Source organism: Paenibacillus albidus, assembly GCF_014644435.1.
GTDB classification, from domain to species: Bacteria; Bacillota; Bacilli; order Paenibacillales; family Paenibacillaceae; genus Paenibacillus_AQ; species Paenibacillus_AQ albidus.
In genome coordinates, this window is sequence record NZ_BMKR01000011.1 from 106077 (window position 1) to 121305 (window position 15229).

The following is a 15229-nucleotide window of genomic DNA, read 5'->3' on the forward strand; positions in this document are numbered from 1 at the left end:
ATTCATCTTCCTTTCGGTAGCCAGGCTGCCACTCTTGCGAAGGCCCTATAGCTTTGCGTCCCTACCTTTCGATAGGTTTGCCTTTTCGTTTTTGAAGGAATTCCATCCCTCTTAACGTAAGTATCGACTCTATGAAATTATAGTTTAGTGTATTTGCGAAAGTTCTATAATAAATGAGTCTTTTTACCTGTTTTATCCAGCTGCCGTTTGGTTAAATAGATAGTTTAGGCCTATGAGATAAACTGCTGTAGTTCTATGTCTTCCCAGTCCAGCGTAATGCGGATATTATCCTCTTCCACCAGCTCCGAGCCGGTTTGCACCTCGATAAATTCCACATCGGTCAGGGCCAGAATGGCATGTTTGGTCCCTTCCGGAATGCGCACCACATCGCCTGCCTTCACATTATGCATTTTTTCATTCAGCACAATGCTTGCTTCCCCGCTGATAATGGTCCAAATCTCACTGCGTTTGCGGTGCAGCTGGTAGCTGATATTTTTGCCTGCAGAGATACAAATCCGCTTCGTCAGCACTTCATTGCCCTCTTCATATTTCACATAATCAATGACACGGTAGTGACCCCAACGGCGTTCCTCAAACATCGGTCTTTGCTCAAAAGACTTCAGCACTTCCTTAATCCGCGGGCTTTCCGCTTTGTGCGTCACCAGAATGCCGTCCGGGCTGGCCGCGATAATGAGATCCTTCGCCCCGATCACGGTGATCGGAATGTCCAGCTCATTGACCAGGCAGGTCCCTTCGGAGTCGGCGGTCACAAACCCTTTGCCTACATGGTTGCTGCTCATTTCCTCGGTAAGCGTGTTCCAGGTGCCCAGGTCCTTCCAGAATCCGGCGTAGGGCTGAACCACGATATTTTCTTCCTTTTCCACCACTTCATAGTCAAAGCTGATGGAGGACAGCAGTTTGTACTGCTTTTGCAATTCTTCATAATTCAGAGGCAGCCCTTTACGCTGCAAAATATCGAGCAGATATCCCAAACGGAAGGCAAACACGCCGCAGTTCCACAAGGCATTGCGGCTTATGAGCTCTTCGGCCTGCTTACGTTCCGGTTTCTCCTGAAAATGGCTGACCCGCATATATCCGCTTTCCCCTGCCTGTTCAGTGGTGGGAATGATATATCCGTATTTCTCCGAAGCATGCTCAGGGACTACTCCCATCAGTGCCAGATTCGCACCGCTCTCCTGCATCGTTTGTTCCAGCTGCGCTACAGTTTCAAAGAAGGACGCTTCCACATATGGATCGACCGGCAAAATAGCTACCGTCTCCGAAGGCGATACCCCTACTACCGAATACAGATAAGTAGCGGTCAGGGCAATGGCCGGGAAGGTATCACGGCGCTCCGGCTCAACGATGATCGGCACTTCGCTGCCCAGCTGGCTTTGGATCATTTCTACCTGTCCCCGTCCTGTAGCGAGGTAGGAAGAGTCGGCCATTCCTGTCTCCTGCAATTGTCTCCACACTCGTTGTACCATGGATTCCGGCTCACCCTGCGGGCTTTCCAGGACCTTTAGAAATTGCTTCGAACGTGAGTCATTGGATAGTGGCCAGAGCCGTTTACCTGAACCGCCTGATAAAAGTACCAGTTTCATAGTGAACCCTCCTCGTTATGTTGTGACGCGGAAATATTGGAATGGTTATACATGAGCTTCAGCTTGGCTGTTAACGCCTAGCTGGAATGACTTTAAAGCCATAGTTAAGATGGCCGCTGCGATGAATGTTTGGACTTTCGGCCGGCTGTTGTCTCCAGATTTCCTGATGATATACCACTGCCGCGGTAGAAATCCGGAGACAAAGGCGGACGCTACGCTCCTACAGTTCCAAAATTCCTCTCCGCTCTTCCTTAACTCTTTTTTTAAAGGCAATCCACCATCGGGCTGTCCCAGCTCCGGTGAAACTCCTTGCTAAAGATTCGCATATTGGCCGCTTGGATGGGCGGCAATGAACGGGCAAGAACTAAAGGCAAGAGGCAAGAGCAAAAGGCAACGCCAAGAGCTAAGAGCAAAGGCAACGTCAAGAGCTAAGAGCAAAGGCAACGTCAAGAGCTAGTTCGCCACTTCCAGCTGATACGCTGGATTAAACCCTGCCGGAGTCATTGCCCGCGGGCTGTTCCAGCCGCAGGCGGGACTCCCTGGACCCGTTAGCGGGAATTTCTCCCGCTAACGGGTTGGTTTGGCTACGCCAAGAGCCAAGAGCAACGTCAAGAGCTAAGAGCAACGTCAAGAGCTAAGAGCAAAGGCAACGTCAAGAGCAAGTGCGCCACTTCCAGCTGATACGCTGGATTAAACTCTGTCGGAGTCAATGCCCGCGGGCTGTTCCAGCCGCAGGCGGGACTCCCTGGGCTCGTTAGCGGGAATTCCACCCGCTAACGGGCTGCTTTTGGCTGCTTCTGGTCAGTTAGCGGGAATTCCGCCCGCTAACTTTGCGAGATTGGGCCAAAAATGGCTGTTTCGCTGAATTAGTGGGTGTTTTTCCCGTTAACTCATCATTTGGGTGTCCTTAGTGTGAATTAACGGGTGGTTTTCCCGCTAATCGCCAAGACCAGCAGGTAACCCCTACACCACACCGACAGCATCCGGCGAGTACCCGCCGAGCCCGCCCATTTGCGGGCGGCCGCAGGCGGGACTCCCAGGGCTCGTTAGCGGGAATTCCACCCGCTAACGGGCTGCTTTTGGCTACTTTTGGTCAGTTAGCGGGAATTCCGCCCGCTAATTTTGCGAGATTGGGCTATAAATGGTTGTTTCGCTGAATTAGCGGGTGGTTTTCCCGCTAATCGACGCCAAGATCAGCAGGTAACCCCTACACCACACCGACAGCATCCGCCGAGTACCCGCTGAGCCCGCCCATTTGCGGGCGGCCGACGGAATGATACGTAAGGCCGGTGCCTTCGATCTGCTCCTTGGAGTAGACATTGCGGCCGTCAATCAGTACCTGGCGGCGCATGCTCTCCGCCAGCTTGTGCAGGTTAATGTCCTTGAAGACACTCCAGTCGGTCAGCAGGCAGACGGCATCGCTGCCTGCTGCGGCTTCTTCCGGCAGGCCGCACCAGCGGAGATTCGGATGATCGTATTGCTGTCTGAAGTTGTCAGCCGCAATCGGATCGTAGAGCTTAACCGTAGCACCCTCTGCCACAAGCGCCTCTACGATTTCCCGGGCCGGCGCCTCGCGGACATCATCGGTGTTCGGCTTGAAAGCCAGCCCCCAGATGCCGATAACCGCCCCGCGCAGGCTTCCGAGGGATTCGTGCAGCTTGGAGATAATCATGAACCGCTGCCCCTTATTCACCTCGACCACCGACTCCAGCAGTTTGAACTCATAATCGACGTTGCCGGCGATTTGAATCAGCGCATTGGTATCCTTTGGAAAGCAGGAGCCGCCGTAACCAATTCCGGCCTGAAGGAACGAGGAACCGATTCTGCGGTCCATTCCCATTCCCTGCGCCACCTCGGTCACATCAGCTCCCACTTTTTCACAAATATTCGCAATTTCATTGATGAATGAAATCTTGGTGGCCAAAAAGGCATTGGACGCATATTTGATCATTTCCGCACTGCGGATATCCGTTACAAAGACATTGTCGGTGAACCCTTTGTGCAGCTCACGCATGGTATCTTCGAGTGCCGGGTTATCCAGGCCGATAATGATCCGGTCGGGATGCAGCGTATCCTGAATCGCCGAGCCTTCACGCAGGAACTCGGGAGCGGAGACGATATCGAAAGGATGATTCGTATGAGCGGCGATCATGCTGCGGATTTTCTCATTTGTGCCTACAGGAACGGTTGATTTGGTCATGATGATTTTGTAGCCTTCCATGGCCTGGCCGATTTCGGCGGCAGCTCCTTCGATATAGCGCAAATCTGCTTCACCGTTAGGCAGGGAAGGCGTTCCTACTGCAAGGATAACGATGTCGGAGCGGCGAACCGAGTCCTGAAGATCCGCAGAGAAGGATAACCTTCCCTCACGGAGATTCATTTCAATCAACGCCTCAATCCCCGGCTCATAGATGGGCGATTCCATCCGGTTCAGCTTGCTGATCTTCTCTTGATCCTTATCCACGCAGATGACATGATTACCGTTCAGTGTAAAACACACGCCTGATACAAGACCGACATAGCCGGTACCGATTACTGCCAGCTTCATACAATCATCCTCCTTTTAGAAAATTCACATAAGCCTGTTCGACGTACTGCTTGAACTGAACCATAAAGTTCTGTTCATCAAATTTCTGGGCGTGGCCCATGATCTGGCTGATATCCCAATCATAGGATTCCACCTCGTTAATGGCGCCCAGCAAGTCTTCGACTTCCTGATGCTTGAAGAATACGCCGTTGACATAGGGGATAATGGTATCGAGCGCCCCACCTGCCTGATAGGCAATTACGGGTCTTCCTGCAGCATTGGCTTCCAGCGGTGTAATCCCGAAATCCTCTTCCCCCGGAAAAATAAACGCCCGGCACTGCGCCATAAGCCCCGTTACCTGTTCATCCTCAAGTCTTCCCAGGAAGGAGACATTGTCTTTAGCCATTCCCTCCAGACGTTTGCGGTCCGGGCCGTCGCCTACGATATACAGCTTCAGTCCGTTGCGGTTGAATGCTTCTACCGCCAGATCAATCCGCTTGTAGGACACCAGCCGCGACACGATCAGATAATAATCTCCGATGGACTTCGAGCTTGCGAACCGGGATGTATTGATCGGTGGAAAGATCACATCCGCTTCACGGTGATAATAGTTCTGAATCCGCGTCTTCACCACGGAAGAGTTGGCCACGAACTGGTTCACATTCTTAGAAGTGCGCTGGTCCCAGGTCTTGAGCTGCTGCATATATACCTTCAGCAATCGTTTGAACAGGCCGGAATTGGACTGCCGTTCCATGTAAGTGTCATAGTCCCAGGCGAACCGCATGGGTGTATGGCAATAACACAGATGAAAGGTATGCTTCGGTACCTGAATGCTTTTCATAAAAGCACTGCTTGAACTCAGGACGATATCGAAACCGCGAAAGTCCAAATCACGGATTGCCATAGGATAAAGCGGCAATACCCCTTTAAAATTGGCTTTGACTCCCGGAATCTTTTGCAGCCAGGAGGCCCGGATATCCGCATCTTTGAGGTTGTCAGTCAAGCCGCTTCCATTAAAAACAGTGGTATAGATCGGAGCCTCCGGATACATCTGGTGGAATACCTCCACTACTCTTTCCGCTCCGCCCATTTGGATTAAGTAATCGTGTGCTATCGCAATTTTCATGTGAATCATCCTCAAAGTTTTATGGAGCATCATCGTTTAGATTCAGGTGCCCGCCAGCAGACCTTTGTAATAGTTGACAATGTCCTTGACCGTATTCTCGATCACAAAATGCTCTTTTACGCGCCTCATTCCACTTTCGGCCATCGTTCTCCGTTCCTCCGGATGATTCAGCATCCAGGAAATCGAATTCGCTAGAATGACCGGATCGCCAGGCTGGATCAGCAGCCCCGTTACACCGGGCACTACTATTTCTACCGGTCCGCCTTCATTGGAGGCGATCACCGGCAGTCCTGCCGCCATGCCTTCAACAATCACCTGGCCGAACGGTTCAGGCGTAATCGAAGTGTGTACCAGTAAATCGGCTGTCTGCATCAGGCCCTGAATATCCTCCACATGGCCCAGCAGACTTACATTCGTGAGTCCTTCGCGTTCCATCGTATCTATCAGTTCCTGCTTATAGGCCTCTTCGCCGAACAAGGCATCGCCTGCCAGCCAGAATTTCACCCGTTTGTCATTCTTGAAACGTTTGGCTGCTTCCAGCAGGATATGCTGGCCTTTCCAGTTCGCCAGCCGGCCCACCAGCAGAACATTGAAGTCCTTCTGGTCCCGCAGGCCGATGCCGTTCCCAATCGCTTTGGCGAAGGCCGAGTAGACCACAAGGGTCTTTTTGGAACGCGGCAGCTCCAGCGCATTCAGCGTGGAATGGGAGTTCGCGATGACCCCATTCGGGAGCATCCGCGACATTAACCGGATCGCTTTCGCTACCACCGGCTTGAGGTACGGGGCACCGATGTGATCCCGGATATGCCAGATCAGCGGAATGCCCGCCTTTTTGGCGGCGACGGCTCCATAGAACGCCGACTTCAGGGAATTGGTATGCACGCAGTCCACCTTCTCCTGCTTCAGCAGCGGGGCCAGCTTGCGGCCGTAAGCCAGAAGCCCCATGGCTGCCGCAGGTGCACCCAGGTTGACGGCATTCCGGCCACGGCTGCGGATGCTCTCATCGAGCGGGATGACGCGGACATCGATACCTTTTTCCCTGAGCCGTTCGGCCAGGGCACCTTCTTCCGCCAGAATGACAAGCGGCTCAATCTGGTCACCGATATTGGTAAGGATGTTGAACAAGGCCACTTCTCCACCGCTCCATTTCGCGGTGTGGTCAATATAAGCTACTCTCAGCATCCGGCCGCCACCCCTTTCCCGAGCGATTCCAGGAAGACGGACTCCACTTGATCCGCTACATGCTCCCAGGTGTATTTCTCCAGTACATGCCCCCGGCATTCGTCCCGGCCCGGGAGCAGCTTGCGGTTGCTGAGCATATGAATCATACCTTCGGCCATATCGTCGCTTGCGGCACTTTTGAACAGCAGCTCCGGACGGAAGCCCTGGAGGATCTCCTTGTTGCCGCCAATCGGGGTCGCCATCACCGGCAGCCCGCTTGAAAGAGCCTCAACGGTGATCAGACCGAAACCTTCAAGTGCTTGGGAAGGGACTACGAACATATCCGCAGCCTGATAATACGAGGTCAATTCATGATCGGGGATGTAGCCAAGCAGCTTCACTTTGTTGCTGAGCCCGTAATCGGCGATCTTTGCCTCCAGCTCCCCGCGCAGCGGCCCCTTGCCGCCGATCAGCAGAATGGCGTTCGGAAAGCGTTCCGATACTTGCCGCCAAGCTTCCAGCAGCTGAAGCAGTCCCATCCGGTTCACGAGTCTGCGCACAGTCAGGACCGTTGTAGCCCCCTCCGGCAGATTCAGCGTCCGGCGGATCGCCAGCTTGTTGGTCGCCGGGACAAAACGTCCCACATTGGCGGCTCCCGGAATCAGAATAATTTGATGAAGCGGCACCCCGTGCAGCGTATGCAGCATGTCACGGAATGTCTCGCTGAGCACAATAAATTTGTCAGCCAGCTTGTAGGCTTTACGTTCTATGGATTTGGCGATGGTGGTCTTGACCCGGTGTTTAATGCCCGCGCCTTCGATCTTCATCTCTTCATTCCAGGGACCATGGAAGGTCATAATTACCGGAATGCCCCGTTTCTTGGCTTCAATAGCAGGGCCAATGCCATACGGTGCAAAATGGGAGTATAAAACGTCTATACGTCCGCTGCCGTTGCCCATCAGCTCTGCAGCCTTGCGCTGAAAAGCATCCTTGCGCTTCCAGATGCTGTCTTTCGGATCACCGGCATTATGGATAATAAGCTCCTCCGGGGTTGGCGGCGTCTCCTGGCTGCAGATCAGCGCATGCACCCGGTTGCGGGTAGACAGCTGTTCACATACAGATTTGAAGTAAGTGTTGAGGCCGCCGGGCTGTAATGACGGCCAGCTTAGACCTGTCGCCATGATGTTCAATCCGTCACTGTACGGCATAGCTTCTCTCCCCTTTCTTCTCCTTATCAGCCTGGCCCTGTGCATTATGCTGGGCCAGCTTGCTGGAACTGCTTAATTCGTAATGCTTGAAGCCGACCATGAATTCATACATCACCCAAAACACAGACACTGCGAAGCCGGCCAGCCCTTTCTTAAACAACCCGTGCAGGAAATACTTCTGCAGGAAACGGGCCGGAGGTCTGAGCAGCAGATGGCTGATCCGGAAAGGTTTGCCGCTGGCAAAGGCGCTTTGCGCCTCCAGATCGGTATACTTGTTGAAGCGGGCCACATGGTCGTTGATGCTGCGGAAGCCCTGATGCCAGAGCGTTCCGGTCAGGCGGACCGTGTGTTCCTCTGAAACCTCGGGCATTTCATGCACCAGACTGTTGCGGATACCATACTGCTTGCGGTTATACAAGCGGACCAGGTATTCTCCGCGATCCAGCCATTTGCCCAGAAAGTCTCCAATCCGATACAGGGAGTAAGCCACCGCAGGATCCGTGAGGCTGCGCTTACGCTGCAGAATATCTGCGGCCAGTTCGTCGCTGACCACTTCATCAGTATCAATAAGGAAGACCCAATCATGGACGGCGCGTTCCACTCCGAATTCTCTTTGCTTCGCATATCCCGGCCATGGGTTGACATACACCCGGCAGTCCAAGCTCTCGGAGAGCTGCACCGTTCCGTCCTTGCTCCCTCCGTCGATCACTACAACCTCGTCGGCAAAAAGTCTGCAGGACTGAATTGCTTTGGATATTCGAATTTCGTCATCCTGAGCAATGATGACTGCCGAAATCGGGTAGCTTCCCGGGCCGCCAAGCACGCTTCTTACTGAATCCATGAAGGTCTCCTCCTTTTTTTTATGATCCTTGGGTGTCTACAGGCTTTTTACGTATATAAGAATTCATCGTCGTCTTCATCCACTGAATGTCCTGACCGTTGATGATCAGCCGCGGAAGTTTCACTTTCAGGTTGTATCTGATATTTAGAACAATGAACAGGAACCGTAGTACTGCCGAAGAGAGCATCGCTACACCTGCGCCGAACAATCCGAACTTCGGTACGAAGACGAACAGCAGCGGGATGACCAGGATCAGGCCCACCCCTTGCAGGATGGAGACAAATTTCGGCTTGCCCAGGGCCATGAAGGCTTGGGCCAGGATAAGCGTTCCTCCGCTGATGGTTACTTCCAGCAGCAGCAGGCGGAATACGGTCAGCGCCGTATTGAAGTCCTTGCCGTACAGCAGCGGAATCACGAACGGTGCGACAAGCATCAGGATCAGCGCTCCGAGCAGGGTGAACGTTGTGCTGATTCGGAAGGCCTTGAAGGTCAGGCTGATCGCTTCTTCCTTAGACAATTCGGACGCCTTGGGGAACAGCACAACGGTGATCGAGTTGGAGAAGAAGTTGACCATCCGCGACAAGCTCACCGCTACGGCATACAGTCCCAGATCCGCAGGTCTCAAGAGGCCGGCGATAATAATCTGGTCGATATAGTAGGAGAACTGTCCAAGCAAATCGTTGCCGTAAGAGCCCAGCCCGTAAGTGAACAATCGTTTGAAGTTCAGGTAAGCATCCTTCATCTTCACTTTGTAGGTCCGGAGCAGAGAGAGGGTCATCCCGATAAACAACGGTACGGATGGAACCAGATAGGCCAGTGCTGTGGTAAAAGGATTCATCGAATCCGTCCAGATCAAGACACCGATCATAATCAGCGTAAGCAGAGGAATCAGATAACGAAGCCAGTTGAACTTCTTGTAATCCCCTCTGAACTGAAACGCCGCATTGTTGATCTGGGACACCACAATCAGCGGGCACAGGATCATGGACCATTGGGCAAAAGCCACCACATCGGCGCTGTACGATTTCAGCCAATAGGGCAGGACCACAATGCCAAGTATCATCGCGGCGGTACCAAAGACCAGGCCAATCATTAAGGCCATCCGATACAGCACCCCGGCCTCATCCGGATTTTTTTTAGCATTGTATATCAACGCCGATGGAATGCCGAAGCTCATGCTGAACGCCAGAAACTGTGACCAATTCACCATAGCTGTCTGTTCCCCGCGCCCTGTAGGCCCCAAATACCGGGCCGTCAGCACACCGGTCAGCATGTTCAGCAGCAGGATCAGGACGCTGACGAACATGGTCTTTACAGCAGCCGAGCTGTTGTCCTTACTCTTGGTAAAGCGCCGGAATGAGGACCAGACCGTGCTAGTGGGAAGTGATTTTGCGTTCGATGGCTGCATGTGGTGTTCCCTTCTTTCTGCTCTGTGTAATCTCTCTGGCGCTGAGGCCGAGGCCGATCAGCATCCAGATTAAGTAACCTTTCATTCCGGGGAACCCATTGTCCGAGATCAGGCTCACTACAGCCCCGGTCCATGCCGCGAGTGAAAGGCGGGCATACGGCTGCAGGTGGTCCTTATTCGTAACTCTGACCATGATCTGTTTGGCAACGGCGCCGAGGGCAGTGAAGAAGAACAACGCGCCCAGGGCTCCGAAGGTGAGCAGCAAAGCAATAAAGCCGTTATCCATATTGCCGTACTCGCCCAGTTCACCGCCGTTGCCAATTTTGGTTCCCTGTCCTACACTGCCGATTCCCTGGCCTACAGGATTTGCCGCTACCATCGGCAGCATGTTCTGCCATAAGCTGAGCCGTTCATTGTAAGAATGATCCTCCTGTACAGAGGTCAAAGTCTCCATGCGTGCTACCAATCCTTCCGCTCCGGGAAGCTTGGGAACAATGAAGAACAAAGCGGCGGCAACAAAACTTAATTGCAGCAGTGTTTTCCATTTGCCTTTTCCGGGAGAAGAGGCAATGTAGACGAGCAGCATCACCAGCAGAACCAGCCATGCAGCCCGGACCAATGTCGTCAGCAGGCAGATGACTACGAGCAGAACGCCAACCCAGCGCAGCGCCCCCTGCCATTTCTTCTCCAGAATCATCGGAACCAGGGCAAACACCAGGAAGGTTGCCGCCGGACCGGGTGAATTCAGGGTCGAGAAGACCCGGATTTCCAGAGGATAAGGCGTGCCGATGGAGATCATATCCGCATGATTCATCCAGAAAGCGTCCCAGGGCGGAACCGTCAGATATTGCACAATTCCGTACACAGCCACCAATACTGCAATATTGGCGAAAGCATACAGCAGCCGGTCAATATCTTTGGGACCAAACCGGGTAACCGCGAAGAATGGAATCAACAGCAGCGGAACAATATAGTTGGCCAGATCATAGACCGAACCCATACCGTTTTTGGCCAGCCCGATCAGGGCGCCATAACCCAGAGCTACTGCGAACAACAGAATAATCCGGTTGGAGGATTTCTGGGTTTGGTGAATCTCCCTGAGCACCGGAATAGCCAGGGTTGCTCCTGTCAGTAAAGGTGCCAGACTGAGCAGGGAGACCGGGTGGTATACCCCTTCCATCCAGTCAGCGATCCGCCGCAGCTCCGGGGCCACCGCCCAGATGAGCAGGGTGTATGCGATCAGCAGCTTTGGCCTGAGCAGAGCCAGGAGAAATGCCGGAAACAAAATGGCGGCAAGAACGGCTCCCTGCAAGCTGGTTGTAGGACTAAGCTTGGCGCTGGCAAAACCGATCACCAGCGGAAGCAACAGACTGATGGCGGCAACCAGAACCATAGTCCCGGCTGTTTTGAGGGACGCCATGGATGGCTGCACAAGACTGCCTTCATTCCGGCTCATCATTCATACCCCCTCCGCTTTTCGGATCACCGGCAGTCCGCAGGACGGTCAAAGCAGGCAGCGCATATTCACTTGTGGTGCCCGCATTTCCCGTCCATACCTTCATTCCAGCTTTCCTCCCTTTACTTTGTCCCGCTTACGAAACTCCTTGAGCAGCAGGAGCAGGAATTGAGTGTCGTCGACCAGATATCTTTTCCACAGCCGTCCCGGCTCCTGGCTCAGCCGCCAAAACCACTCCAGTCCGGTTCTTTGCATAAAGTCCGGGGCCCGTTTCACCGTTCCCGACAGAAAGTCGAAGGTCGCGCCTACGCCAATCGATATCGGAGCCTGGTAAGAGGTGTAATGACGGTAGATCCATTTCTCCTGCTTGGGTGCTCCTACCCCGACAAATACAATATCCGGCCGGCTTTCGGTCAACATCCGGATAATGCGCTCGTTCTCCTCCTCGTTGTTCTCGAAGCCGTAGGATGGAGAATAGCTGCCTACGATATTCATGCCGGGATGTGCAGCTTTGAGATTCTTGATGGCCCGTTCCGGTACACCTTCGGCTGAACCCAGGAAGAATAGCCGGTACTTTCTTTGTTCAAAGGCTTTGCCCAGTCTGGTGAAAAGATCCGCTCCGGATACCTTCTGCTTCAGCGGCTTGCCGAGCATTTTGGAGGCCCAGATCAGCGGCATTCCATCTGCGACAACCGCTCCCGCCTCGGAATAGACGGTTTGAAACTCCTTGTCTTTGCGCAGCTTGATGACATGGTCCACGTTGCAGGTGAGAATGTAGGATTGATTCCTCTCCTGGATCGTCTTGTCAATGTAATCAAGCAGGTCCATGAAATCATAGTTATCGAAATTGACATCGAACATCTTTACTTGGTTCATCGTATCACTTCTTTTTGTGGGGAATCGGTGGACTGTGAAGATCGATACAGGCAGTTTAGGTACCAACAGAACGGGATAATAAATTGGACCGTCGACAGCGTGTTGTCGGAAAAGGAATAGATTAGAAACGCTGCAATAAATAACAGATAATAGGCTTTGACCGGCGGTGCCAAAGCTCTGTAAACCAGAAGAAACACAGCCAATAAGGAGAGCATCAACAGAATAGAGCCGAATAATCCCCCATCAAAATAAAACCGGATATACTCGTTGTGCGGAACCACAAAACCTTTGTACAACGTTCCGTCGTTCGCTACTGTCACCGCTCCAAGCCCTTTCCCCGTCCAGGGGGAGTCGGATGCCTTGTTCAGGAAATACTCCCAGGCTTCGGCGCGGCCCGACAAATCGACGCCCGTCTCCGTTGACCGTTCAAAGGAGCGTTTCTTGATGTTGTCGAGCTGCATATACACGGCAACGATGACCAGAAGGAATGAGCCCATCAGCGGAACCATGTAGTAGGTTTTGCCCTTCAGATATTGCCGGAGAATATCATAGAAGTAATACAGGAGCATTAGTGCCAAGGCCAGTATCGGTCCCCGTGTTCCAGTTCCGATCAGGATAAAAAAATTCAGGCCAAGCACGGTGTAAAAGTACCGGATATGCTGCGGACTCCGTTTGATCTCAATGAACGGGATGGCCACACCCATAAAGGCCAGCATGGCCAGATGGGCCGGAATGTTTGCTCCCTGAATCCGTATAGCGCCGGTAAATTCAACATCCAGCAAGGAATGAAGGTGTGCGGCCTGGAGCAGCACGCCTGCAAGTACACTGACGATAGGCAGCAGGCAGATGATCCGAATCTGCCGTTCCGCCACTTCCTTTTTCCAGTTAATTAACAGGAACACGAACGGAAGCGACAATCCAATAAACGCTTTGACCGCAATGGATGCGGTCATCTGCGGCATCCAGATGGAGAAAGCGAAGGTGATGAAGAGCAGCACCGCCATGGCCCATAAGGGATGGCTTAGCTTGAACCGCAGTCCGTTCACCAGAATGCAGGGTACCAGAAGCATCAGGATAGCCAGTTTGTACAGCGACAGGATCTCCATTCCGAACAGGCTGCCCCCGTACAGGAAATTGATGGAGATGGCTGTCGTCAATAGAACGAAGTAACTGATCAGCTCCGGCTTCGAGATGGAGACCCCCAGCAGAATGATCAGCACTACGGCAGCTATCGCAATTTCCGGCTGGTAGATCACCGCTGTTCCCAGGAACAGGGCGGACATGAGATAGAGCATCCCGTATGGCACAACATGAAATTTGGAGCCCCACTCAAAATTAGTCATCTTACTCCCTCACCCCGCTGCAGACTCTCTCTTCCGGTTCCAGATCATGTGAAGAGTTCCGCGGATACTCTCCAACCTGCATTTATTCAGCAGCTTTCTGCCCTGGCTTCTGGAAAGCACCGAGTCGGCCATGATATACAAAATTTTGGCTCCTGTCGTTCCAATCAAGATCAGCCGGCCTTTGAAGCCTTCACTTTTCATGGCGTTGGAGATACCCTGGCTGTAATACCGTTTCATAATCCAGTCTTCCGTCAAGCGGTTGGCCGGCACGAAATGATCCACTGCCATTTGGGGATGGTACAAGATCGAATGTCCCTGCCTCTGAATCTGTCCGAACAGCCAGGTCTCTTCTCCCGACAACAGCGAATCTCCTTTTCTGCCAAGCTCCAGCGGGAACAGGCTGATGTCAAAGACTGCCTTGCGCATCGCCATATTGGCTCCGCAGGGATGAAGCTTGCTGGGATACTCCTTGATTCTGTCCCCCAAATCTACAATGGTGTAGGGAAGCTCGAACGGCTTGATGAGCCAATCCGGGCGTTTGCTTTCGAAGATCGGGGCAATTTTACCGCCCATCGCCATGACCTCCGGCTTTTCTTCAAATGTGGAGACTATTGTGGTTATCCAGTTCCGGCAAGGGATCGCATCATCATCAAGAAATGCGATAAGTCCCGCTTTGGAGGCCAGAATGCCCGTATTGCGGGCCGCTGACAATCCTTGTACCGGCTCCAGAAGATAACGGATATCCATCTCGTTTCCATAGGCAGCTATGAACTCCTTGACCCTGGCAGCCGTATCGTCCTTAGAACGGTTATCAACAACGATAACCTCGGCCAGCTCCAGATTCTCCAGCGGCAATAGCGACTGCAGGGTCTTGACCAGCAGCTGTGAGCGGTTATAGGTACAAACGATAATGGAAATCTTAGGAACGACTCCGTGTTGACGCATCGGCACTCACCTAATTTCCATAATATTAATAGGCATCTTTGGAACCCAGCAGCATCAGGGCCGTCTTGAAAATAATCTTCATATCCAGCTTGATGCTGCGCATGTGAATATAAGTCAAGTCCAGCTGTACCATTTCCTCAAACCCTACACTGTTACGGGCATTAACCTGCCAGTAGCCTGTGCAGCCCGGGGTAACCGTAAGACGCTGCTTGTCATAATCTGTATACTGTGCCACCTCATCAGGCAACGGCGGCCGCGGACCGACCAGACTCATATGACCGAGGAGCACATTCCACAGCTGTGGCAGCTCATCGATACTTGTCTTGCGCAAAAACCTTCCCGTCCGTGTAATGCGGGGATCATTTTTGATCTTGAACATTGCACCGCTTACCTCGTTGTAGGCCATGAGGTTCGCCTTCAGCTCCTCGGCATTGGAGACCATGGATCTGAATTTATACATTGGAAACTCTTTTTCGTCCTTGCCTACACGGTTTTGCCGGAAGAATACTTTACCTTTCGGGTCCTCCAGCTTGATCAGGACAGCCACCACTACGAACAGAGGCAGCAGCACAAGAAGACCAAGAGCGGAGAAAAAGATATCGATGATCCGTTTCATGACCAGGTAGGACCCCGACTCTTTCGTCCCTTCCTTGGCATGCAGCATGTAAAGTTTCGGCAGGACGGCCTCGTAGTCTTCCGGCAGTTTTTGCATGCTCATCTCTCCTTATAAAGTT

Annotated in this window: 12 protein-coding genes and 1 riboswitch; all 12 genes read right to left on the bottom strand. The window is 52.8% G+C overall.

What is annotated here, in order from left to right:
• Window positions 1–12 precede the first annotated feature (12 nt).
• A riboswitch (cyclic di-GMP riboswitch) is annotated at window positions 13–92 on the bottom strand.
• A 138-nt stretch (window positions 93–230) separates the two neighbouring features.
• Window positions 231–1604, bottom strand: a complete 1374-nt coding sequence (locus IEY53_RS15070) for a sugar phosphate nucleotidyltransferase (RefSeq protein WP_189026237.1) — start codon at window positions 1602–1604, stop codon at window positions 231–233.
• A gap of 1207 nt (window positions 1605–2811) precedes the next feature.
• On the bottom strand, window positions 2812–4152 hold the full coding sequence (locus tag IEY53_RS15075; RefSeq protein ID WP_189026239.1) for a UDP-glucose dehydrogenase family protein: 1341 nt from the start codon (window positions 4150–4152) through the stop codon (window positions 2812–2814).
• A 4-nt stretch (window positions 4153–4156) separates the two neighbouring features.
• The gene (locus tag IEY53_RS15080; protein WP_189026241.1) at window positions 4157–5257 is read right to left on the bottom strand and encodes a glycosyltransferase; all 1101 of its coding nucleotides are present in this window, start codon (window positions 5255–5257) and stop codon (window positions 4157–4159) included.
• Window positions 5258–5299: 42 nt separating this feature from the next.
• Window positions 5300–6439, bottom strand: coding sequence for a glycosyltransferase family 4 protein (locus IEY53_RS15085; protein ID WP_189026243.1), 1140 nt, complete (start codon window positions 6437–6439; stop codon window positions 5300–5302).
• Entirely contained in the window at window positions 6433–7626 is a 1194-nt protein-coding gene (locus IEY53_RS15090; protein WP_189026245.1) for a glycosyltransferase family 4 protein, read from the bottom strand. Before IEY53_RS15090 ends, IEY53_RS15085 begins: the two co-directional genes overlap by 7 nt.
• The gene (locus IEY53_RS15095) at window positions 7613–8467 is read right to left on the bottom strand and encodes a glycosyltransferase family 2 protein (RefSeq protein ID WP_189026246.1); all 855 of its coding nucleotides are present in this window, start codon (window positions 8465–8467) and stop codon (window positions 7613–7615) included. Before IEY53_RS15095 ends, IEY53_RS15090 begins: the two co-directional genes overlap by 14 nt.
• Before the next feature lie 19 nt (window positions 8468–8486).
• Entirely contained in the window at window positions 8487–9875 is a 1389-nt protein-coding gene (locus IEY53_RS15100; protein ID WP_189026248.1) for a lipopolysaccharide biosynthesis protein, read from the bottom strand.
• Complete coding sequence (locus IEY53_RS15105; protein WP_373293868.1) at window positions 9841–11295, bottom strand: O-antigen ligase family protein; 1455 nt, start codon at window positions 11293–11295, stop codon at window positions 9841–9843. The genes IEY53_RS15100 and IEY53_RS15105 overlap by 35 nt, the downstream gene beginning before the upstream one ends.
• A 138-nt stretch (window positions 11296–11433) precedes the next feature.
• Window positions 11434–12207 (bottom strand): WecB/TagA/CpsF family glycosyltransferase, encoded by a 774-nt coding sequence (locus IEY53_RS15110; RefSeq protein ID WP_189026252.1) that lies wholly within the window; start codon window positions 12205–12207, stop codon window positions 11434–11436.
• Window positions 12204–13550 (bottom strand): O-antigen ligase family protein, encoded by a 1347-nt coding sequence (locus tag IEY53_RS15115; protein WP_189026253.1) that lies wholly within the window; start codon window positions 13548–13550, stop codon window positions 12204–12206. Before IEY53_RS15115 ends, IEY53_RS15110 begins: the two co-directional genes overlap by 4 nt.
• Window positions 13551–13559: 9 nt before the next feature.
• On the bottom strand, window positions 13560–14495 hold the full coding sequence (locus tag IEY53_RS15120; protein WP_189026255.1) for a glycosyltransferase: 936 nt from the start codon (window positions 14493–14495) through the stop codon (window positions 13560–13562).
• Between the two features lie 25 nt (window positions 14496–14520).
• On the bottom strand, window positions 14521–15213 hold the full coding sequence (locus IEY53_RS15125; protein WP_189026257.1) for a sugar transferase: 693 nt from the start codon (window positions 15211–15213) through the stop codon (window positions 14521–14523).
• Window positions 15214–15229: the final 16 nt, after the last annotated feature.

Bases quoted from the DNA above. Each gene is read 5' to 3' on its own strand.
- IEY53_RS15070 (WP_189026237.1), bottom strand. From the start codon at position 1,604: ATGAAACTGGTACTTTTATCAGGCGGTTCAGGTAAACGGCTCTGGCCA.
- IEY53_RS15075 (WP_189026239.1), bottom strand. From the start codon at position 4,152: ATGAAGCTGGCAGTAATCGGTACCGGCTATGTCGGTCTTGTATCAGGC.
- IEY53_RS15080 (WP_189026241.1), bottom strand. From the start codon at position 5,257: ATGAAAATTGCGATAGCACACGATTACTTAATCCAAATGGGCGGAGCG.
- IEY53_RS15085 (WP_189026243.1), bottom strand. From the start codon at position 6,439: ATGCTGAGAGTAGCTTATATTGACCACACCGCGAAATGGAGCGGTGGA.
- IEY53_RS15090 (WP_189026245.1), bottom strand. From the start codon at position 7,626: ATGCCGTACAGTGACGGATTGAACATCATGGCGACAGGTCTAAGCTGG.
- IEY53_RS15095 (WP_189026246.1), bottom strand. From the start codon at position 8,467: ATGGATTCAGTAAGAAGCGTGCTTGGCGGCCCGGGAAGCTACCCGATT.
- IEY53_RS15100 (WP_189026248.1), bottom strand. From the start codon at position 9,875: ATGCAGCCATCGAACGCAAAATCACTTCCCACTAGCACGGTCTGGTCC.
- IEY53_RS15105 (WP_373293868.1), bottom strand. From the start codon at position 11,295: ATGGCGTCCCTCAAAACAGCCGGGACTATGGTTCTGGTTGCCGCCATC.
- IEY53_RS15110 (WP_189026252.1), bottom strand. From the start codon at position 12,207: ATGAACCAAGTAAAGATGTTCGATGTCAATTTCGATAACTATGATTTC.
- IEY53_RS15115 (WP_189026253.1), bottom strand. From the start codon at position 13,550: ATGACTAATTTTGAGTGGGGCTCCAAATTTCATGTTGTGCCATACGGG.
- IEY53_RS15120 (WP_189026255.1), bottom strand. From the start codon at position 14,495: ATGCGTCAACACGGAGTCGTTCCTAAGATTTCCATTATCGTTTGTACC.
- IEY53_RS15125 (WP_189026257.1), bottom strand. From the start codon at position 15,213: ATGAGCATGCAAAAACTGCCGGAAGACTACGAGGCCGTCCTGCCGAAA.